The sequence below is a fragment of the Reyranella sp. genome (assembly GCF_044224635.1).
In the GTDB taxonomy this organism is placed as follows: Bacteria; Pseudomonadota; Alphaproteobacteria; order Reyranellales; family Reyranellaceae; genus Reyranella.
The window spans coordinates 1-21,207 of sequence record NZ_JBGAKA010000075.1; the positions used below are offsets into that span (position 1 = coordinate 1).

Consider the following 21,207-nt stretch of genomic DNA (forward strand, 5'->3'; position numbering starts at 1 on the left):
GCTTGGCCGCCTTGGCGTCGTCTTGGGCGAAGGCGGTGGCGATGAAGGCCGAGACGACCCGACGACCGCTCCTGCCGGCGTGGGCCAGGGCGTTGCGCATGAAGTGGACGCGGCAGCGCTGCCAGGTGGCGGTGAGGATCTTGGAGACGGCTGCCTTGATGCCCTCGTGAGCATCGGAGATCACCAGCTTGACGCCGCGCAGGCCACGGCGCGCCAGCTTCCTGAGGAAGGCGGTCCAGAAGGTCTCGGCCTCGGAAGGGCCGATGTCCATGCCCAGCACTTCGCGCCGGCCATCGCTATTGGCGCCAACGGCGACAATCACCGCGACCGAGACGATGCGGCCGGCCTGGCGCACCTTCACGTAGGTCGCGTCGATCCACAGATACGGCCAGTCGCCCTCGATCGGCCGGTCGAGGAAGGCTTTGACCCGCTGATCGATGTCCTCGCACAGCCGGCTCACCTGGCTCTTGGAGATGCCACTCATGCCCATGGCCTTGACCAGATCGTCGACCGACCGGGTCGAGATGCCCTGGATGTAGGCCTCCTGGATCACCGCCGTCAGTGCCTTCTCGGCCATGCGCCGGGGCTCCAGAAACCCCGGGAAGTAGCTGCCGCGGCGCAGCTTGGGGATGCGCAGCTCGACCGTGCCGGCCCGCGTCTCCCAGTCCCGGTCGCGGTAGCCGTTGCGCTGGACCAGGCGGTTCGGGCTCTTCTCGCCGTGGCCCGCTCCGGTCAGCGCACCGACCTCGAGCTCCATCAGCCGCTCGGCGGCAAAGGCGATCATGTCACGCAAAAGGTCGGCGTCGGGGGTCTTCTCCACGAGCGTGCGCAGGTTCATCATCTCATCGGTCATCGGTGGCTTCCTTGGATCTAGAGTTGGTCTTCGCAACCCGACCCTAACCCGGAAAATCGCCGATGACCGCCGCAAGGCCGCTCCCTCGCTACGGCGCTTGTGGAAAGCGCGCTCGCTCGCGGCCTTGCTCCCGCCAATTACACCACTGACCGGGACACGATCAACCAATCCAGCGTAGCATTCCCCAATATGCGGCGTGGAGAGGAGTCCCAAATTGGACAGCGTGCACGGCTTCTTTGTTCCAATGTTTTACAAAGTGATGCGGTTTGGCGGCATCGCTGGAGGATGAGCTTTGCCGCTTACGACTGTGCCAGATGACGTTCCTTGGACGGTGAAGTTCTTTCTCAAGACTACGGTCGGGGGTTTCCCCGCCTGTGGTCGTTGCGACGCCTACGGTTACGTTTCCCATGATGAGAACGCATGACTGTGGCGATGTTTTTCGATGATGTGATTTCAGCTGAATAGGAGCTTCGCATCGATGTCGATACGTTCTGGACCTTTCGAAGGGACGCCATGGGATCGACTTGCCAATCGCCGGGTCGCACCTCCCATCAGCAGAGGAGAGAGCTTAACACTTGCTTGGACACGGACGTCCGGACCGTTGGTAAAAGTCCTATGAGAACTAGTTGGTTCCTCGCGCCGTCAGCGGCCACTCTCCTGCTCCTGGCAACGGCTTGCGCCAGCACCAGCCCGGTCGCTCTGACAGCGGGATCTGACAATGCACCCCCGACAGTCGATCTAGGAGCCTCGTCGCGCATTCCCCACATCGTTGGATCGGCGGGCGAGGGCGAGGGATATGGCATGGTACAAGCCGCCTCCGCGGCTCATACGTCGATGACTGGGTCCCACCAGGCCACTTCAACGATGGCCAACGCGTCAATCACGACGGCTGGCCAGAGCACCATGGATCACAGCAAGATGGGCCATAGTGCAACGCCGAGCGTGAGCCCTTCGCCGGCCGCCGCCCCACAAATGGCACAAGCGGCACACGTCCAGGGCACCGGCACGGTCAACGCGGTCGATCCCGCGAGCCGCAAGGTCAATCTGAGCCACAATGCGATTCCGGCGATCGGCTGGCCGGCCATGACCATGGACTTCGCTGTGGCTCCCTCTGTCGATTTGAGCGCGCTGAAACCCGGGGCGCGCGTCAACTTCATGATGGATCGGAGTCCTGACGGCATGTACGTCATCCAATCAGTGACAGCTGGGGGTGGGCAGTGATGGCAGGCCATCCTTCCAAGCCACCTGTCGGCCGTCGTCGTTTCGTCCAGGGCATTGCGGCTGCGGGCGCTGCCACGGCGCTGCCTCCTTGGAGCGCGTCGGCCGCGTCGCCCTCAGTGCTGAGCGGTACCGAATTCCAGCTCGAAATTGCACCTCTGCGCTTCAACGTCACCGGTCGGACGATGACCGCCACCGCCATCAACGGGCAGGTTCCGGGACCCACGCTGCGCTTTCGCGAGGGTGATACGGTCACACTCGCTGTTACTAATCGGCTGGCCTTCACGACATCGATCCATTGGCATGGGTTGCGCATTCCCTCCCCCATGGACGGTGTGCCGGGCTTCAGCTTCAACGGCATCGCCCCGGGTGAGACCTTCGTGTATCGGTACGCGCTCCGCCAGAGTGGCACCTACTGGTATCACGCGCATGGCCCTGAGGAGCAGACCGGCGTCTATGGCTCGCTGGTCATCGAGCCCAAGGGAGGCTTCGCGCAACGCTTCGATCGCGACTATGTCGTCGTGCTGTCGGACTGGAGCGACGAGAGCCCGCTTGCAATCATCAGCAACCTCAAGTTCCAGAGCACCTATTACAACTATGGCCAGCGGACATTGGGGACGTTTATCGACGACAGCCGTCGCAGCGGTCTCGGTGCAACGGTGTCGGATCGGTTGATGTGGGGCAATATGCGCATGGCCCCCACCGATATCCTCGACGTGTCGGGTGCCACCTACACCTATCTCATGAACGGCCGGCCGCCAGCCGCCAACTGGACGGCGCTGTTTCACCCGGGCGAGCGCGTGCGGCTGCGCTTCATCGACGCCGGGACCATGAGCATTTTCGACGTGCGCGTCCCCGGCTTGCCGATGACGGTGGTACAGACCGACGGCAACGACATCGTGCCGGTGACGGTCGATGAATTCCGCATCGGTCCGGGCGAGACGTACGACGTGATCGTTGAGCCGCGCGAGGCGCAAGCCTACACGATCTTCGCCCAAGCCCAGGATCGCACGGGCTACGCCCGCGGCACCTTGGCCCCACGGTCGGGCATGAGCGCGGCAGTACCGCCGATGGACCCTCGGCCTATGCGCACGATGGCCGACATGGGAATGGAGCACGGTGCGGCTGGGCACGGCGCGCATGGTGGAACGGCGCCCAGTGATGCGGTGCCGGCGGCATCGAGTAACCCTCACGCCGGCCACACTATGCCGGCGGGGAACCAAGCTGCGATGCCTGGAATGCAGCACTCGATGCCGGGCATGGAGCCGGGACCAAACGCTGTCACCCCGCAGGACCACAGCGCGCACGGAGGCATGCCGGGCGCGGGTAGCGCAATGCCGAGCCAGGGATCGATGGTTGATATGTCGGCGGCAAATACCGCGTCCCAGCTTGAAGGCCGGGTCGGCGTCGACAATGTCGCGATGGCGCCGAAGTCGCGTCTCTCAGAAGCCGGAGATGGTCTCGACGGTAACGGCCGCCGTGTGCTGCTGCTCAGCGATCTGCGCAACGCCAAACGCGGCAACGATCTGCGGCCACCGACGCGCGAGATCGTGCTGCACCTGACGGGCAACATGGAACGCTTCATGTGGAGCCTCGACGGCATCAAGTTCTCGGATGCCGCGCCGATCATGCTGAAGCTCGGCGAGCGCGTGCGCTTCACCTTGATCAACGACACGATGATGGATCATCCCATGCACCTGCATGGCGTGTGGAGCGAGCTGGAGAACGGGCAGAGCGACTATCGCCCCTACAAGCACACCATCCTGGTCAAGCCTGGCGAGAAGCTGAGCTTCCTGGTGAGCGCCGACGAGCCTGGCCGGTGGGCCTTCCACTGCCACCTCCTCTACCACATGGAGCTCGGCATGATGCGCGAGGTGCGCATATCATGAAGAAGCTCGTCGCCGCTCTCTGCGCTGCTCTTATGGTCGCCATTTTCGCGGGCGGCGCCCACGCCCAGCAGACACCTGCCGCCGACCAGGGACAGCCGCACAGCATGCCGAAGATGTTGGATCAGGCCATCTTTGCCCATCTGTTGTTCGACCAGCTCGAAGGGCGGTTCGGCTTCGCCGAAGGCAACACCTTCCGGTGGTCAGCGCAAGGGTGGCTGGGCACGGACGAGAACCGGATATGGCTGCTCAGCGAAGGAAGGTTCACCAACAACGAGCTGGACGACGGTATCCAGCAGCTCCTCTACGGCCGGGCGATCACCACTTACTTCGACGCTCTCGTCGGCATCCGATACGATCTGGACTCCGCGCCGAGCCGCGGCTGGGGCGCGATCGGCATCCAGGGGCTGGCGCCCCAGTTCTTCAAGGTCTCGGCCATAGGCTACGTCAGCGGCGAAGGCCATCTCGCGGCCAGGTTGGAGGCCAGCTACGACCTGTTGATCACGCAACGCCTCATCCTGCAGCCGCAACTCGAAATGAATTTCTACACCAAGGATGATCCAGCGCGATTGGTTGGCGCCGGCCTGTCGGAACTCGACGTAGGGCTGCGCCTGCGCTACGAGATTACGCGCGAGTTCGCGCCCTATGTCGGCATTACCTATTTGGGCCAATACGGCGCGACTGCCGACTATGTCAGCGCAGCCGGCGGCTCGACCCAACAGATTCGGTTCACGGTAGGCCTCCGTGCATGGTTCTAGCGCAAATGGCGATGGAACCAATGCCCTCGGAAGTTGGCACGAACACAACATGACCTCCGACAAGCGGCACAGATGCGCGCCAACAGCCGGGAGGCAAAGGGCCAGAATGAAGTGGTGCCGTTTTGCACTGTTTCAGACGCGAGTTCCCGCCAGCAAAAGGGAGTCCGCTCTCGTGGGCCTTCAAGTGCCCGACGCTAGAGGGCTCGAATCAGAAGTTCATAGTCGACGAATATCCGCGACGTCGTCGCTGATCTGGGCCGACATCCTGAAGCGATCACCAAAGGCTGGCGTCCAACACCCGCACTGGTCCGTGGCCGATTTGCAGAGAGCCTTGCAGAGACGAAATGCTGCGCCGCCGACCTCGGTGGGTTCCGATCGATCGAGTCGGGCTTAAGGTAGGGTCCGGCGGCTCACATGGTGCGCAACGAAATTACCATGGTCGAGTGCCGAACAGCCGGTATCAAAGGCAGAATCTCCAAGGCGCCGAGCCAGCGGACCACGCGGTTGCGCGCGCTGCTGTGTAACGAGCCGGATTGCTCGTCATGGCAGAGGTAATGATCGCGTTCCGGCCCAAGCAATCGCAACGACCATGGCGAGGAGACTGGGACTGTGATGGCGGCCGGCGGCTACGCAATTGAAATAGCATGAGGGAAAAGGCATTGCCGGTCGATCTTAGGCAGTTGCGCTACGCCATCGCGGCGGCCGATTACCGCAGCATGCGCCGGGCGGCGGAGGCGTTACGCCTGAAGGAGTCCACGCTGAGCCGTTGCGTGCGCGACCTGGAAGCAGGCTTGGACGTCGTTCTGTTCGAACGCTCGCGCGCCGGCGTGCGGCCGACAGTAGCGGGGGCAGCCTTCATCTCAGGCGCACGCCGCGTCGTGCAAGAGGTCGAAGGAACCATCAGCATCGCCAAGGCTGCTGCCCGGGGCGAGGCTGGGCGCCTGCGGCTTGGCTTCTACAATTCATTGTCCGCCGGCAGCTTGCGAGCCACGCTGCTCGACTACGCGCAACGCTATCCTGCCGTGGAGATACGCACAGTCGAGGCGGCGCGGGAGCGTCTGCTCGGCGATCTCGCCATCGATGCGCTCGATGTCGCGATCGTTACGGGCAATCCGACGCTTGCTGAAAGCCAGGCGTTGGCACTATGGAGCGAGCGGATACTCGTCGCCTTGCCGACGGATCATCCGCTTGCCTCACAGGAGGTCGTAAGCTGGGGCGACCTCAGAGGCGAAACTTTCCTGATCGGGGAGCACGACCCAGGTCCCGACGTCCACGACCTGCTGATTGCCAACCTTGCAACACCCGGTGACCGCCCCAGGGTGGTCAAGCACAATGTCAGCCACGCGAACATCAAGGCGCTTGTCGGATTGGGACAGGGAGTGACCCTGGTCTCCGATGCTTGTCTTGGCGCGCACTACGCCGGCGTCGTCTATCGTGAAGCACGCGACAGCAAGGGCGGGTGCCGGATCGGCTTCGCAGCACATTGGTCGAAGGACAACGACAATCCTGCCCTGACGCCATTCCTGAGATTGCTGCGAGAGCGCTACCCGGCGTTGCGCGATCCCGACTGAAGATGTGATGGACCCACCTGTTTGCGTGCCTTGCCGAAGGCGCGGTCCGTGGCCATGAAACGGGCGAGCATCGGCCCAACCAGCTTCACCGGGTCAGCAATCGGCTGTCCCGTCTCGCGTCCTAGCACCTCGGCATAGGCCAGCAGGTCGCGGTGGACTGCCGCCGGCAGTTCAACGGTCAACTTCACGGGCCGGTCGCTCTCGAGGGGTCCAAGCTTCAGCTTGGCCATGGGCTAGCCTCCAAACGGTTCGAGGACCAAGTCCCGCGTGACGATGATGCGCACGGGAAAACCTGGCCGGATGGTCAACGTCGGTGCGACGTTGAGCTGCCGCCGGATGATCTGCTGGCCGGCATCATTGATCGTGTCCTGACCGCCGTTGCGGATCGCCCGGATCAGCGCATCGTCGTTGTTGGTGGCCAGCTCGGCACCGATGCTGAGCAAGGTTGACAGGCCTGCCGCCTTGGCGAGATCCCACCAATGATAGTCGACGCCGTCCTGAAGGCCGGCATAACCCTCGGCGTCGGCGCCGGGCTGCCGCTCGAGGACGATCGACCGGCCGTTCGGGAATATCAGCCGGTTCCAGACCAGCAAGACGCGTCCTTGGCCGAACTGCACATTGCTGTCGTATTGGCCGATGATGCGCGTGCCCTGGGACCTCGATCCATTTCCAGCCTTCGGCGGTGATCTTCTCGGCTTCGGCCGCCAGCCTCTCAGTGGCCAGGCGATCGAGTAGAGCCACGTCCTGGAGCCAGCCGCCGCCATCGTCCTCGAACAGATCGCGCAGGACCGTGCCACCTGCTGCCTCATATGCATCGAGCCCGACAAACCGCGCCCGGCGATCCGATGCGCGCACGGCGCTCTCGGTGAGCTGGCGGCGGATCAGGTAAGGCTCCTTGTTGTAGGACTGCTGCAATGCCTCCCAGACCTGCTCCTGCCGGGCATGGTCGGTGCTGACCGTGAAGGCCATGAGCTGCTCCAGGGTCATGCCGTCCTCGGCATAGATGTCGAGGAGCTTCTCGGACACTGAAGCCAGGCGCAGCCGCTGCTTCACCACGGCCGGCGGCACGAAGAAGCGGGCGGCGATCTCCTCCTCGCCGACGCTCTGGTCGCGCAGCACCTTGAAAGCACGGAACTGGTCCAGCGGATGCAGGGCGACGCGCTGGAGGTTCTCGGCCAGCGAATCCTCCTCGGCCGAGATCTGGACCGAGGCGTCGCGCACGATGCAGGGGATCGGCGCCGTCTTGGCAAGGCGCTTCTGCTTCACGAGCCGCTCGAGGGCCCGGTAGCGGCGGCCGCCGGCGGGGATCTCGAACATGCCGGTCTCGGCGCCTTCGGCATCGAGGATCGGCCGGACGTTGAGGCTCTGCAGGAGCCCGCGCCGGGCGATGTCCTCGGCCAGGTCCTCGATCGAGACGCCCGCCTTCAGGCGCCGGACGTTGGACTGGCTGAGCACCAGCTTGTTGAAGGGGATGTCGCGCGAGGCACTGAGGATGATCTTCTGAACGGCCTTTGCCATGAGGGATACTCCACGACGGACGACCAAGAGACTCTCTCTTGACCTCCAATCCGCCACGGAAGCCGGCGCAGCCCTTTCACTCTCCTCAGCTCGCGAGCGGGTAAGGTGAGGCTGCGGTGTTCTGTCTCTCGCGCAAGTGGGCATCATAGAGCCTCCCTGCGCACCCAGCGATCGTCGCCGTCTGTGCTGCCTGCGTCGTCGCCACGGCGCCGATCGCCTTCATGGGCTGCACTGGAAACGGCGTCTTGTAGTAGAGGCCGCACACGATCAGCGAGACGCCGAAAGCGAACAGAACGCCAAACGGATCAACGCCAAGAACGGCGATATAGGCGACCACGAACGGCACAAGCGTACCTACGTCGCCAAACGCGCCGGCCCATTCCATTCGATCGAAGCGGTTCGCCAGCGGTTGAACTGCCAGCGGCGCTTTTGGTTCCTCTAGGCTCATGGCTAATGCTAGCACGCGAGCCGGTCGCCAATGGGTCCGGCCCGGGCAAAGGCACGCGATAGGGTACTGCCGACGTTGAATCTGTTCTTCAATTGTTCTACCCTCGGCCAATGCGTCATCCATCCTCTTCATTGCGCGAACAGCATGTTTGAGTTCCGAAGCGGTGGCCGCCGCGTTAGCCAACAGGAATTCTTCCGCAAGCTTCAATCGGACGTGGTTGACGCGGGAATGAAGGAGCTTCAACAGCGAGTCCACGCTGTTGCCGCGTCCATTGTCGATCCGGAGACGGGTAAACATGCGGAGGTTTTTGTCCGCAGAAACGGCTCATCCAGCTTGGCGCTCCGCACCAGCGGCTCCGCGGCCTTCGCACGGGAGCTTGAGAAGCGTCTTGGCATCGAAAAGGGTTCGGTTGAGATGACCACACTGCCGGTGCCTAAGACCTTTCCCCGCGTCTACCTGGCCCACGCCTCTGAAGACCACAACACGCTAGCGAAGCCTCTTGCCGAGGCCATGCTCGCCAAAGGCATCGAAGTCTGGTTTGACGAATGGGAAATCCGCACGGGCGATAGCTTACGGCGCAAGATGGAAGAGGGTCTCGGTACCTGTACGCATTTCGTCGTTCTTCTCACGCCACGTTCTTTGCACAAGCCGTGGGTCGAGACTGAGATCGATGCCGGATTCGTCCGCGCCATCGATAAGGAATCGCGCTTCATGGGTATCCGTGTAGGTGTTGGCGTAAAGGACTTGTCACCGTTTCTTCGCACACTGCGCTGCCCCGAGATAAATCTCGAAGATGCGGGCGAAGTTGAGGGGCTGATCGCGGACATTCACGGCGCGAGCCAAAAACCCCAACGAGGCGCCGCGCCGCACTATGTGAAACCACAACCGGAAGGTCTGAAAGCATGGGCGGCGTCTGCGGTAGCCGTCGCGGAATACCTTGTCCGCAATAGCAAGCTCGGCCGCCATTTCGATCCGCAAGCCAGGGCGGCCACTGTGGCAGAGGCCACTGGCCTTCCCGAGGAAGACATACGGCTGGGTGTCCTCGACCTCGAGGGCGCGGGCCTGATCAAGCGATCACTGGAACGAAATCCGAATGCCTCATTTGGACCGACGATTGGCCTGTTCGTGGAGTTCGATCAATACTTTCTCGAATTCAATCCGAAGACGGACGCCGTTTCCGTCGCGAATTGGCTGGTGAGCCAAGAGATCCAGAAGATGTTCATTGAAGAACTCGCAAAGCACTTTCCCGACTGGTCGCCGCGTCGCCTCAACAGCGCACTCAATTATCTCGACGATGCAAAGCTAATCGATTCGTTCAAGGCACTGAATTCTGGAGATTGGTGCATGTCACATCTCCGCATCACTGATCACACGCGCCGCTTTGTCCGCGATCACGGTTGATGCAGGTCCCGGATCTCGTCCCGCATTAAGGCTGCCGCTTTCGACCGGCATAGGTTGACTGGGAACTGTGCTCCCAACCTAGGTTTTGCCGCGGCCAGAGCCGCCTAGCGGGCAGAGGGCGATAGCGATTCGATGATCCGGCACTCCGCAACCGTGCCGTGGCGGCATTGATCGATCATGCTGTCGAGCTCGCGCCGCAAGGCGCGCAAGTCCGCGATCTTTCGGTCGACTTCGGCCCGGTGCTGCTTGGCGATGACATCGACGGCCTCGCAGGACCGCTCTCGCTGATCGGCCAGATCCAGCAAGGCGCGGATCTGGTCGATCGAAAAGCCCAGCTCGCGGGAGCGCCGGATGAAGCTCAGTCTCTTCAAGTGCGCCGTATCGTAGGCCCGATAGTTGCCCGGCGTGCGGGTCGGCGCGGGTAACAGTCCGACCTGCTCGTAGTAGCGGATGGTTTCCACTTTCGTATCGGTCCGCCGGCCAAGCTCCCCGATCGTCAGATGACTGCCCTTCATGGATTGACCCTGTAGTGACTAGAGGGTCCATATGGGAGGTCGCATCGAAGATGTCGAGGTGATGGTCCCATGGCTACCGCGTCCCCAACGTCGGCCGCCCTTCGTCTGCGCGTGGAGGGCATGGATTGCAGTGCCTGTGCCCTCAAGATCGAGACCGCCTTGAACCGGCTTCCCGGGCTGGCCGACATCAACGTGAACTACGCGACCGAAATGCTCTCCCTGCAGGTCGACGAGAACCGGACCTCGCTGGCGGCGGTAGAAGGCAAGATCCGTTCGCTGGGCTATGTCCCGATCGCCATGGACGACACGGCGGCTCGCCAACGCGGCGGCCGGGACGAGAGCGATGGCCGTGACCAGCCCTGGTGGCGAACGCGTAAGGGCCGCACGGTGCTGGGCTTGGCTGCTCTGCTGGCGGCGGCGGCAGCGATCTCGGTGATCAAGCCCGAATACTCTTTCTGGGCGTACGGCGTCGCGGCGATCGTCGGCGTCGTGCCGATTGCCCGCCGGGCCTTTGCCGGCACGCTGTCCGGAACGCCCTTCACCATCGAGACCCTGATGACGGTGGCTGCGGTCGGTGCCCTCGCCATCGAGGCCGCCGAGGAAGCAGCCGTGGTCATCTTCCTCTTCGCCGTCGGCGAACTGCTGGAGACTGTCGCCGCAGGTCGCGCGCGAGCGGGCATCAAGGCGCTGATCGATCTCGTTCCGCGCGTCGCCCGGATCGAAGAAGCTGGCGAGATCAAGGAAGTGCCGATCGAGCGCCTCAGGGTCGGCGATACCGTCGTGGTACGACCCGGGGATCGTATCCCCTCCGACGGTGAGGTCATCGACGGCCAGTCCGAGGTGAACGAAGCACCCGTGACCGGCGAGTCCGTCCCCGCCGCAAAGGCCGTCGGCGACAAGGTGTTCGCCGGCAGCGTCAACGCGAACGGCATGCTGCGCGTGCGGCTCACGCACGCGGCTGCCGACAACACGATCGCGCGGATCATCCACGTTGTGGAGGAAGCCCAGGCTTCCAAGGCGCCGACCGCCCGGTTCATCGATCGCTTCTCGGCGTGGTACACGCCCGCGGCCATGGCGGCGGCTGGACTCGTCATGATCGGGCCGCCTCTCATGGTTGGCGCTGACTGGCACACCTGGATCTATCGCGGCCTGGCGACGCTCCTCATCGCCTGCCCGTGCGCTCTCGTCATCTCCACCCCGGCGGCCATCGCCTCGGGCCTCGCAGCCGGCGCGCGACGCGGCCTCCTCGTCAAGGGCGGCGCTGCTCTGGAGATGCTGGGCAAGGTGAAGACGATCGCCTTCGACAAGACCGGCACGCTGACCGGCGGCCATCCGCGTGTCACGGACGTCGTCGCGATCGACGGCATCGACGCCGACGTCCTGGCCAAGGCGGCTGCGGTCGAGCGCGGCTCGAGCCATCCCCTGGGTGTGGCCATCGAGGCCGAAGCCGAAGCGCGTTCGCTCGACATCCCCCGGGCGTTCGGCGGTAGCGTCGCAACGCCCGGCAAGGCCGTGACAGGCCGGATCAGGTCGGGCTTCGTGTCGGTCGGCTCCCCTCGTCACGCAGCCGAGCAGGGCGAATTGGCTCATGACGTCCGTCAAAGGATCGAAGCGCTCGAAGGCGACGGCAAGACGGTGGTCGTGGTCAGCGAGGGCAAGCGGCCTCTGGGTTTGATTGCCCTACGCGACGAGCCTCGTCCCGATGCGGAGGAAGGCCTCGCCAGGCTGCGCGCCCTCGGCGTCACTCCCGTGATGCTGACGGGCGACAACGCCCGTACCGCCGCGGCGATCTCCGCTACGCTCGGCATCGAGTACAAGGCCGAGCTGCTGCCGGACGCGAAGCTCGAAGCGATCGCGGCCTACAAGAGCCAGGCGCCGATTGCCATGGTCGGCGACGGCATCAATGACGCCCCTGCGCTGGCCGCCTCTTCCGTCGGCATCGCCATGGGTGGGGGCACCGATGTCGCGCTCGAGACGGCGGAGGCCGCTCTCCTGAAGAACCGACTGGTCGGCGTGGCCGAGCTCCTGTCGCTGTCCAGGGCGACCCTGGCCAACATCTGGCAAAACATCACCATCGCCCTGGGCTTGAAGGGCGTCTTCCTATTGACGACCCTGCTTGGGGCCACGCCGCTCTGGATGGCGATCCTTGCCGATACCGGCGCGACAGTGCTCGTCACCGCCAATGCGTTGCGCCTGTTGCGCCAGACCGCGCCGTCTGACGACTTGAAGCAATAGAGGGTAGCAATTTCCTACCAACCGCGGCTCGAACCTCGCTGCCCAGAGGGACCTTCCACGCCGAGGTTCGAACTCGGTTCATGGAAACGTCATGAGTCAAGCCGACGTGGACGATTGGCCTCCCAAAGCTCCCGGTCCACGCTGAGCAGCAACCGGTAACCCTCCCTGGACATCCATCTCGCCCGGGCAAGATGGCTTGCCCAGGTTCGCCTCGCGCCATTTTCGTCTTTAGCCGGATCAAGCCCCAGAACGATTCTGGCCACTTCCTCCCGATCAGCGCCCTCGTTGTCTGCATCGAGAAGGCGAAGATAGGTGATCGAATGCCGGATGTCGTAGGCCGTCAGTTCTGCAACGTCTGGAGCGGATTCGGCGACAGTGGGTGTCTCGCACATACCCAAAACGTAGGGAGCCAAGGCTCAGCCGGGAGTCCCACGAGCGCACCGCATCATCCCGTCGACTGCAACGCCCGTTGCGGTGCCCGCAAGGCATCCGAGCGCTTGGCGCCTCCTGATCGAGCTAATGCACCTGACGCATCGCTCCTGAGCGCCCGGTGAGCTTGGGAAGCCGGTAGCTTGCCGTCGCCACTGTGCCTCATGACGGACTGGACGTCTGAATGACTCGAACGGAGGGGCGCACGCGTCGCCGCTTCTCTGGGCACCGTCCTATTCCCTCGCTGCAGTAGCCGAATTCCGCACAAGCCCTGGGCGGCACTTTCCAGACCGCCGTGCTGTCCCTTCTTATGCGGGAAGGCCGTTCGGCCTGGGACAAGGAGAATGGGAAATAAGTCCGGAAGGCCTTCGACCGAGACCACGGAGTTCGTGGCGGGTGACAAGATCCCAGCGACAAACTCGCGTGTCGACAATGCAGTCCGACGCCTCGCCCGGCTCCTTGGTCGCCAGATGGCCCGCGAAGCCTTCGAACGCAGGCGGGCGAAGGCTTCCCCACGAACGAAGCCCATAGCCAGCCGCTCCACGCTCAGCTCAAGAGACTGATCCGATCGGCCGTGTCGGCACAAATGTCTTGATCCCATAATGGGACCGCGCTACAAGGAGGCCTGATGAGGATCATTGCCCGCCGCACCTTGCGGGAGTTTGTCGAAAGCCTGGCCGGGCGGAAGGATCAACGGGCCGCAAAAGCCGCCCTCGATGCCTGGTTCGACGAAGTCAGCAAGGCGGTCTGGACAAGTTCTGCTGATGTGAAGAGGCTCTATGCCACGGCAAGCATCGTCAGCGCCGAGCGGATCATCTTCAACATCAAGGGCAATGACTATCGGCTTGTCGTGTCGGTGGATTTCGAGAAGAGCATCGTCTGGATAAAATGGATCGGGACGCACAAGGCATACGACAGGATTGACGTGACGGAGGTTGAGCATGGCGAGTGAGCTGAAGCCGATCCGCACTAGGAAGGACTACGAGGCGGCACTGGCCGAGGTCGAGCGCCTGTGGGGCGCCAAGAGCGGCACGCCAAGAGGCGACCGGCTCGACATATTGGCGACGTTGATCGAGGCCTATGAGGCGAAGCACTATCCGATGGACCCGCCCGATCCGATCGAGGCGATCCTGTTTCGCATGGAGCAGCAAGGCCTGTCGCGGAAGGATCTCGAGCCGATGATCGGCGCCCGCAACCGTGTCGCCGAAGTGCTGAACCGCAAGCGCGGCCTGTCGATCGAGATGATCCGCCAACTGCACAAGAAGCTCGGCATCTCAGCCGAGGTCTTGATCCGGCCGACTGGCCATAAGGAAGCGGCCTGAGGAGACTTACGCTCGGCGCACGCCGAGCAACCGGAGATCTTCCATGACCCGTGTTGCGCTTTACGCCCGATATTCGTCCGACAGTCAGCGCGAAGCCTCCATCGAGGACCAGTTCCGCATCTGCCGCGAGCAGGCGAAGCGCGAGAACTGGAAAGTCGTCGCGGCTTACAAGGACGCCGGCATCTCCGGCGCGAGCATGATCCTTCGACCGGGCATCCAGACTCTCCTGCAAGATGCACAGCGCGGCCAGTTCGACATCGTGCTGGCGGAAGCGCTCGATCGCATCAGCCGTGATCAAGCCGACGTCGCGACGTTGTTCAAGCATCTGCGCTTCGCCGGCGTCCCCATCGTCACCCTGGCCGAAGGAGAGATCAGCGAGCTGCATGTCGGCCTGAAGGGCACGATGAACGCTCTCTTGCTCAAGGACCTTGCCGCGAAGACGCATCGCGGCCTCCGCGGCCGCGTCGAGCAGGGCAAGGCCGGCGGTGGCCTTTGCTACGGCTATCGCGTGGTGAAGAAGCTGGATGCGAGCGGTGAGCCGATCCGCGGCGACCGCGAGATCGATGAGGCGCAGGCCGTCGTCGTGCGGCGTATCTTCGAGCAGTTCGCATCCGGCGTCGGCCCGCGCGCGATCGCAAAGGCGCTGAATGCCGAGGGCATCGTGGGTCCCGACGGCAGCCTGTGGAATGACACGACGATCCGTGGGCATGTGAAGCGCGGCACCGGCATCATAAACAACGAGCTCTACGTCGGCCGGCTGGTCTGGAACCGGCAGCGATACGTCAAGGATCCCAGCACCGGCCGGCGGGTATCGCGCATGAACCCGGAAACGGAATGGATCGTGACCGAGGTGCCGGAACTCCGGATCATCGACGATGAGGCCTGGCGGTCCGTGAAGGCGCGCCAGCGGGAGGTCGCCGACAAGTACGCCAACGTCATCGAGGCGGTACGCGAGGCCCACTCGAACCGCCTGAATGGCTTGCACCGGCCCAAGGCGCTGTTTTCCGGGCTGATCTATTGCGGGGTCTGTGGGGGTCCCTACTCGTTGCGCGGCCAGGACCGCTATGCCTGCTCGGCCCACGTGGCCAATGGCTCCTGCACCAACAGCCGGACGATCGCGCGCACCAACCTTGAGGAACGGGTGCTCGCCGGTCTCAAGGACCGGATGATGGCGCCGGAGATGGCGGCCGAAGCGATGCGCGCCTACGCCGAGGAAACGAACCGGCTCAACCGGGAGCGGCGGGCCAATGGCGACGGCTGGCGCATGGAGCTGGCCAAGGCCGAGAAGGCGATCGCCGCAATGATCGCGGCAATCGAAGAAGGCCTCTATCAGCCGTCGATGAAGGCACGCATGGAAGATCTGGAACGCCAGAAGGCGGACCTGATCGCGCGCCTGGCCGAGGTGCCCGCAGACGTACCGGACATTCTGCCGAACGTGTCAGGTGTGTATCGAAAGAAGGTCCAACGGCTGGCGGCCGCGCTCAACAACCCGAAGGATCGGTCCGAGGCGGCCGAAGCGATTCGCGGCTTGATCGAGAAGATCACGCTGCGGCCAGGTCCCGCCCGGGGCGAGATCGACGCGACCTTGCACGGCGACCTGGGCACGATCCTGAGCTGGATCGAAGCGCAAGCTATTGGCACAAAAGGAAAAACCGACATCCCCTCAGCGGAAGCCGCGGGAATGTCGGTCTCGGTGGTTGCGGGGGCAGGATTTGAACCTACGACCTTCAGGTTATGAGCCTGACGAGCTACCGGGCTGCTCCACCCCGCGTCAAATCCGGGCGCGCTCGGGCCGCCGTTCATCGGAACGTCCTGTGCGCTTGGAAGACCTGGCAGCGACCTACTCTCCCGTGTCTTGAGACACAGTACCATCGGCGCTGAGGGTTTTCACGGCCGAGTTCGGAATGGGATCGGGTGTTCACCCCTCGCTACAACCACCAGGTCGTCGAAACGCACAGGAAGAGGTCTTGTCGTGCGGGCAAATGCCCTCGGGCAATCGCGGCCGGCAGCGGACGTCGACCGCTGCACGGAACGATGAGATCAAGCCGATCGAGCTATTAGTACCGCTAAGCTGAATGCATCGCTGCACTTGCACATGCGGCCTATCAACGTGGTCGTCTTCCACGGCTCTCGGCGAGACCTAGTTTCGAGGCGGGTTTCACGCTTAGATGCTTTCAGCGTTTATCCCTTCAGTACATAGCTACCCAGCGCTGCGACTGGCGTCACAACTGGTACACCAGAGGTACGTCCATCCCGGTCCTCTCGTACTAAGGACGGCTCCTCTCAAGTCTCGAACACCCACAGCAGATAGGGACCAAACTGTCTCACGACGTTTTGAACCCAACTCACGTACCACTTTAATCGGCGAACAGCCGAACCCTTGGGACCTGCTCCAGCCCCAGGATGTGATGAGTCGACATCGAGGTGCCAAACACCACCGTCGCTGTGGACGCTTGGGTGGTATCAGCCTGTTATCCCCGGCGTACCTTTTATTCGTTGAGCGATGGCCCACTCACGCGGAACCACCGGATCACTATGGCCGACTTTCGTCCCTGCTCGACTTGTCAGTCTCGCAGTCAGGCGGGCTTGTGCCATTGCACTCAGCAGCCGATTTCCGACCGGCCTGAGCCCACCATCGCGCGCCTCCGTTACTCTTTGGGAGGCGACCGCCCCAGTCAAACTACCCACCATGCAGGGTCCCGGATCGGGATGACCGACCGCGGTTAGACATCAAACAACAAAAGGGCGGTATTTCAAGGGTGCCTCCACACCAGCTGGCGCCGATGCTTCTAAGGCTCCCGCCTATCCTACACATCCATTCTCTAATGCCACTGCAAAGTTGTAGTAAAGGTGCACGGGGTCTTTCCGTCTAACTGCGGGTACCCCGCATCTTCACGGGGAATTCAATTTCGCCGAGCCGGTGTTGGAGACAGCGGGGAAGTCGTTACGCCATTCGTGCAGGTCGGAACTTACCCGACAAGGAATTTCGCTACCTTAGGACCGTTATAGTTACGGCCGCCGTTTACCGGGGCTTCGATTCAAGGCGTGAACCTCTCCTCTTAACCTTCCGGCACCGGGCAGGCGTCAGACCCTATACTTCGCCTCACGGCTTAGCAGAGCCCTGTGTTTTTGTTAAACAGTCGCCACCCCCTGGTCTGTGCCCCTCCGTCGTGACCGACGGAGGCCCCCTTATCCCGAAGTTACGGGGGTAAATTGCCTAGTTCCTTCAACACCGTTCCCTCAAGCGCCTTGGTATACTCTACCAGTCCACCTGTGTCGGTTTAGGGTACGGTCTATATGCTGGAGCTGTTTCCTGGAACCCCTCGGCCGCCCTGGCATTCGCCAACGAGCCAGGACCACTGTCGGGATCCGTCACTTCCAGCAGGCCCACGAATATTCACGTGGTTCCCATCGGTTACGGCTGTCGCCCTCACCTTAGGGGCCGGCTAACCCTGCGCGGATTGACCTTGCGCAGGAACCCTTGGACTTACGGCGGAAGCGTCTCTCACGCTTCTTATCGCTACTCATGTCAGCATTCTCGCTTCCGATACCTCCAGGAGCCCTCACGGGTCTCCCTTCTCAGGCTTACGGAACGCTCCGCTACCACTCTTTCGAGTCCGCAGCTTCGGTGCATGGCTTGAGCCCCGGTACATCTTCGGCGCAGGCTGGCTTGCTTAGACCAGTGAGCTATTACGCTTTCTTTAAAGGATGGCTGCTTCTAAGCCAACCTCCTGGTTGTTTTGGCCTTCCCACATCCTTTCCCACTTAGCCATGACTTGGGGACCTTAGCTGGCGGTCTGGGCTGTTTCCCTCTCGACGACGGACCTTAGCACCCGCCGTCTGTCTGCCGTGCTGCACTCGCCGGTATTCGGAGTTTGGTTAGGTTTGGTAAGACTTTGGATCCCCCTAGCCCATCCAGTGCTCTACCCCCGACGGTAATCACACGACGCACTACCTAAATAGTTTTCGCGGAGAACCAGCTATTTCCGAGTTTGGTTGGCCTTTCACCCCTAATCACAGGTCATCCGATACCTTTGCAACGGTAACCGGTTCGGTCCTCCAGCGCGCGTTACCACGCCTTCAACCTGCCCATGACTAGATCACCCGGTTTCGGGTCTACTCCGTGCAACTAAGCGCCCTATTCAGACTCGCTTTCGCTGCGCCTACGCCTATCGGCTTAAGCTTGCTGCACAGAGTAAGTCGCTGACCCATTATACAAAAGGTACGCCGTCAGGCTCGCGCCCTCCGACTGTTTGTAGGCGTTCGGTTTCAGGTCTCTTTCACTCCCCTTGTCGGGGTGCTTTTCACCTTTCCCTCACGGTACTTGTTCACTATCGGTCACTGAGGAGTACTTAGGCTTGGAGGGTGATCCCCCCACGTTCAGACAGGATTTCACGTGTCCCGCCCTACTCGAGGATACAACCGCTTTCTACCCGTACGGGGCTATCACCCGCTATGGCCGCCCTTTCCAGAGCGTTCCGGTTCTTACGATCGTACCACTGGCCTGGTCCGCGTTCGCTCGCCACTACTAACGGAGTCTCGGTTGATGTCCTTTCCTCCAGGTACTGAGATGTTTCAGTTCCCCGGGTTCGCCTCGTCGACCTATGGATTCAGTCGACGATCATCCTGATGGATGGGGTTTCCCCATTCGGATATCTTCGGATCAATGTGTGCTGGCAACTCCCCGAAGCTTTTCGCAGCCTGCCACGTCCTTCTTCGCCTCTCAGTGCCAAGGCATCCGCCAAACGCCCTTGTTGTGCTTGATCTCACAACGTCTTGTCAGCGAAGTGACAATCTCTCGATCGCCACCTCGGCTCGTTCCGTGCAGGGGACGAACCCCACAACAAAACGGCCGCGTTTACCCTTCCTTCCACCCTGCCTAGGCGACAGAGCGAGGAAATCTAGACTTTAAGACCTCTTCCGATGAACGATGTCAGAGAACGAAGCTCCCCTCCCGGGAAGCTATTCGCGTTCCATGCGATGATGGTGGAGGCAGACGGGATCGAACCGACGACCTCCTGCTTGCAAAGCAGGCGCTCTCCCAACTGAGCTATGCCCCCGGATCCTTCGCTTGCGCTCAGGACAAGGCTTCGGTCGGCGCGACCTCACTTCATCCGCCAATTCGGCCACTGCGGCGCGAACCGGCTGTACCCGAAGGAAGAGCCGATCGCGCGAAAGGTGGTGGGCCAGGGAGGATTTGAACCTCCGACCTCACGCTTATCAAGCGCGCGCTCTAACCAGCTGAGCTACTAGCCCGTTTCCGGGCAGACGAAGCGACGGCCACCCGACGCCCATCTTCCTAAAGAGGACGACCAGGCTCCGTCTCGCCAAGTACCATCATAGGAAAGGGATGCGACAGCGGCGGCGACCACGGTTGAGAGACCGCGGCTCCAGAATGTTAAGTCAGACTGGAATTGCTTCCGGTCTTCCTTAGAAAGGAGGTGATCCAGCCGCAGGTTCCCCTACGGCTACCTTGTTACGACTTCGCCCCAGTCATTGATCCTACCGTGGCCGGCTGCCTCCTTGCGGTTAGCGCACCGTCTTCGGGTAGAACCAACTCCCATGGCGTGACGGGCGGTGTGTACAAGGCCCGGGAACGTATTCACCGCGGCATGCTGATCCGCGATTACTAGCGATTCCACCTTCATGCACTCGAGTTGCAGAGTGCAATCCGAACTGGGACGGCTTTTTGGGATCGGCTCCGGCTCGCACCTTCGCTTCCCATTGTCACCGCCATTGTAGCACGTGTGTAGCCCAGCCCGTAAGGGCCATGAGGACTTGACGTCATCCCCACCTTCCTCCGGCTTGTCACCGGCAGTTTCTCCAAAGTGCCCAGCTTAACCTGATGGCAACTGGAGACGAGGGTTGCGCTCGTTGCGGGACTTAACCCAACATCTCACGACACGAGCTGACGACAGCCATGCAGCACCTGTGCGGACTCCGGCCGAACCGAAGGGACCGTCTCTGGTCCCGGCGAGTCCCATGTCAAGGGCTGGTAAGGTTCTGCGCGTTGCGTCGAATTGAACCACATGCTCCACCGCTTGTGCGGGCCCCCGTCAATTCCTTTGAGTTTCAACCTTGCGGCCGTACTCCCCAGGCGGGGTGCTTAACGCGTTAGCTGCGACACTGACGAGCAAGCCCGCCAACGTCTAGCACCCATCGTTTACGGCGTGGACTACCAGGGTATCTAATCCTGTTTGCTCCCCACGCTTTCGAGTCTTAGTGTCAGTAACCGTCCAGATAGCCGCCTTCGCCACTGGTGTTCTTCCCAATCTCTACGTATTTCACCACTACACTGGGAATTCCACTATCCTCTCCGGTCCTCTAGTCCTCCAGTCCTGAATGCATTTCTTGAGTTGAGCTCAAGGCTTTCACATCCAACTTGGAAAACCACCTACACTCGCTTTACGCCCAGTAATTCCGAACAACGCTAGCCCCCTTCGTCTTACCGCGGCTGCTGGCACGAAGTTAGCCGGGGCTTATTCTGCGGGTACCGTCATCATCGTCCCCGCCAAAAGAGCTTTACAACCCGAAGGCCTTCATCACTCACGCGGCATGGCTGGATCAGGGTTGCCCCCATTGTCCAATATTCCCCACTGCTGCCTCCCGTAGGAGTCTGGGCCGTGTCTCAGTCCCAGTGTGGCTGATCGTCCTCTCAGACCAGCTAACGATCGTCGCCTTGGTGAGCCATTACCTCACCAACTAGCTAATCGTACGCGGACTCATCTTTTGGCGATAAATCTTTATCCCGCAGGAACCATCCGGTATTAGCCCCAGTTTCCCGGGGTTATTCCGAACCAAAAGGCAGATATCCACGCGTTACTCACCCGTGCGCCACTCGTGCATTGCTGCACGCGTTCGACTTGCATGTGTTAAGCCTGCCGCCAGCGTTCGTTCTGAGCCAGGATCAAACTCTCAAGTTTAACGTGCTCCTCCAAAAGAGGAGCGAGATCCCGTCACTAGATTACTACGTCCGGCTCGCGCCGGACCTCGAACTAGCGACGGCAGAAGCATTCGCACCCATGGTGCAAACGCCCGCCGCCGCTGGCGTAT

At 62.1% G+C, this 21,207-nt stretch carries 14 protein-coding genes, 3 tRNA genes, 3 rRNA genes and 2 pseudogenes; 9 read left to right on the forward strand and 13 right to left on the reverse strand.

From position 1 onward, the window contains the following. Window positions 1-853 (reverse strand): IS256 family transposase (locus tag ACILR9_RS36130; protein ID WP_395714846.1); only part of this gene is annotated, 853 nt, incomplete at its 3' end. 903 nt (window positions 854-1,756) lie between these two features. On the opposite strand from ACILR9_RS36130, the gene ACILR9_RS36135 reads away from it, so the two are divergent. The 4 genes from ACILR9_RS36135 to ACILR9_RS36150 all read left to right on the forward strand — a co-directional run bounded on the left by ACILR9_RS36135 (window position 1,757) and on the right by ACILR9_RS36150 (window position 6,286). Then, complete coding sequence (locus ACILR9_RS36135; protein WP_395714847.1) at window positions 1,757-2,074, forward strand: copper-binding protein; 318 nt, start codon at window positions 1,757-1,759, stop codon at window positions 2,072-2,074. Then, complete coding sequence (locus ACILR9_RS36140) at window positions 2,074-3,960, forward strand: copper resistance system multicopper oxidase (protein WP_395714848.1); 1,887 nt, start codon at window positions 2,074-2,076, stop codon at window positions 3,958-3,960. Before ACILR9_RS36135 ends, ACILR9_RS36140 begins: the two co-directional genes overlap by 1 nt. Continuing rightward, window positions 3,957-4,715, forward strand: a complete 759-nt coding sequence (locus ACILR9_RS36145) for a copper resistance protein B (RefSeq protein ID WP_395714849.1) — start codon at window positions 3,957-3,959, stop codon at window positions 4,713-4,715. Before ACILR9_RS36140 ends, ACILR9_RS36145 begins: the two co-directional genes overlap by 4 nt. A 659-nt stretch (window positions 4,716-5,374) precedes the next feature. Continuing rightward, window positions 5,375-6,286: a LysR family transcriptional regulator gene (locus ACILR9_RS36150; RefSeq protein WP_395714850.1), complete on the forward strand. Its 912-nt coding sequence runs from the start codon at window positions 5,375-5,377 to the stop codon at window positions 6,284-6,286. Here ACILR9_RS36150 and ACILR9_RS36155 read toward each other — a convergent pair. From ACILR9_RS36155 to ACILR9_RS36170, 4 genes and pseudogenes are all read right to left on the reverse strand, one after another. Beyond that, a complete protein-coding gene (locus ACILR9_RS36155; protein ID WP_395714851.1) occupies window positions 6,259-6,516 on the reverse strand; it encodes a DUF2274 domain-containing protein in 258 nt (85 codons plus the stop codon). The two genes, ACILR9_RS36150 and ACILR9_RS36155, sit on opposite strands and share 28 nt — an antisense overlap. 3 nt (window positions 6,517-6,519) lie before the next feature. Next, a pseudogene (locus ACILR9_RS36160) lies at window positions 6,520-6,939 on the reverse strand (TrbI/VirB10 family protein); the annotation flags it as partial. After that, window positions 6,926-7,804: pseudogene (locus ACILR9_RS36165) on the reverse strand (ParB/RepB/Spo0J family partition protein); the annotation flags it as partial. The pseudogenes ACILR9_RS36165 and ACILR9_RS36160, both read right to left, overlap by 14 nt. Window positions 7,805-7,889: 85 nt before the next feature. Then, a complete protein-coding gene (locus ACILR9_RS36170) occupies window positions 7,890-8,252 on the reverse strand; it encodes a putative sulfate/molybdate transporter (protein ID WP_395714852.1) in 363 nt (120 codons plus the stop codon). A 75-nt stretch (window positions 8,253-8,327) separates the two neighbouring features. Here ACILR9_RS36170 and ACILR9_RS36175 point away from each other — a divergent pair, with 75 nt between their 5' ends. Next, entirely contained in the window at window positions 8,328-9,653 is a 1,326-nt protein-coding gene (locus tag ACILR9_RS36175; RefSeq protein WP_395714853.1) for a toll/interleukin-1 receptor domain-containing protein, read from the forward strand. A gap of 104 nt (window positions 9,654-9,757) precedes the next feature. Here ACILR9_RS36175 and ACILR9_RS36180 read toward each other — a convergent pair whose 3' ends face one another. Then, complete coding sequence (locus ACILR9_RS36180; protein ID WP_395714854.1) at window positions 9,758-10,168, reverse strand: helix-turn-helix domain-containing protein; 411 nt, start codon at window positions 10,166-10,168, stop codon at window positions 9,758-9,760. Between the two features lie 69 nt (window positions 10,169-10,237). Here ACILR9_RS36180 and ACILR9_RS36185 point away from each other — a divergent pair, with 69 nt between their 5' ends. Then, a complete protein-coding gene (locus ACILR9_RS36185) occupies window positions 10,238-12,403 on the forward strand; it encodes a heavy metal translocating P-type ATPase (RefSeq protein WP_395714855.1) in 2,166 nt (721 codons plus the stop codon). Window positions 12,404-12,492: 89 nt separating this feature from the next. Here ACILR9_RS36185 and ACILR9_RS36190 read toward each other — a convergent pair whose 3' ends face one another. Next, entirely contained in the window at window positions 12,493-12,795 is a 303-nt protein-coding gene (locus ACILR9_RS36190) for a DNA -binding domain-containing protein (protein WP_395714865.1), read from the reverse strand. Between the two features lie 665 nt (window positions 12,796-13,460). Between ACILR9_RS36190 and ACILR9_RS36195 the strand changes: the two genes are divergently transcribed. Genes ACILR9_RS36195 through ACILR9_RS36205 form a run of 3 tightly spaced genes read left to right on the forward strand, consistent with a single transcriptional unit; the run spans window position 13,461 to window position 15,892 of the window. Beyond that, the gene (locus tag ACILR9_RS36195; RefSeq protein WP_395714856.1) at window positions 13,461-13,784 is read left to right on the forward strand and encodes a type II toxin-antitoxin system HigB family toxin; all 324 of its coding nucleotides are present in this window, start codon (window positions 13,461-13,463) and stop codon (window positions 13,782-13,784) included. Continuing rightward, window positions 13,774-14,154: a type II toxin-antitoxin system HigA family antitoxin gene (locus tag ACILR9_RS36200; protein WP_395714857.1), complete on the forward strand. Its 381-nt coding sequence runs from the start codon at window positions 13,774-13,776 to the stop codon at window positions 14,152-14,154. The genes ACILR9_RS36195 and ACILR9_RS36200 overlap by 11 nt, the downstream gene beginning before the upstream one ends. Before the next feature lie 43 nt (window positions 14,155-14,197). Further along, window positions 14,198-15,892, forward strand: coding sequence for a recombinase family protein (locus tag ACILR9_RS36205; protein ID WP_395714866.1), 1,695 nt, complete (start codon window positions 14,198-14,200; stop codon window positions 15,890-15,892). On the opposite strand, the gene ACILR9_RS36210 is transcribed toward ACILR9_RS36205, so the two are convergent. The 6 genes from ACILR9_RS36210 to ACILR9_RS36235 form a co-directional block, all read right to left on the reverse strand. Continuing rightward, window positions 15,849-15,925: transfer RNA gene (locus ACILR9_RS36210), tRNA-Met, on the reverse strand. The genes ACILR9_RS36205 and ACILR9_RS36210 overlap by 44 nt on opposite strands. Before the next feature lie 56 nt (window positions 15,926-15,981). Then, a 5S ribosomal RNA gene (gene rrf, locus ACILR9_RS36215) occupies window positions 15,982-16,096 on the reverse strand. Between the two features lie 94 nt (window positions 16,097-16,190). Next, window positions 16,191-18,920, reverse strand: a 23S ribosomal RNA gene (locus ACILR9_RS36220). A 218-nt stretch (window positions 18,921-19,138) separates the two neighbouring features. Continuing rightward, a tRNA-Ala gene (locus ACILR9_RS36225) sits at window positions 19,139-19,214 on the reverse strand. 119 nt (window positions 19,215-19,333) lie between these two features. Next, a tRNA-Ile gene (locus ACILR9_RS36230) sits at window positions 19,334-19,410 on the reverse strand. A 178-nt stretch (window positions 19,411-19,588) separates the two neighbouring features. Then, window positions 19,589-21,077: ribosomal RNA gene (locus tag ACILR9_RS36235) — 16S ribosomal RNA — on the reverse strand. Together the 16S, 23S and 5S rRNA genes with 3 tRNA genes alongside form the textbook arrangement of a ribosomal RNA operon. Between the last annotated feature and the right edge of the window lie 130 nt (window positions 21,078-21,207).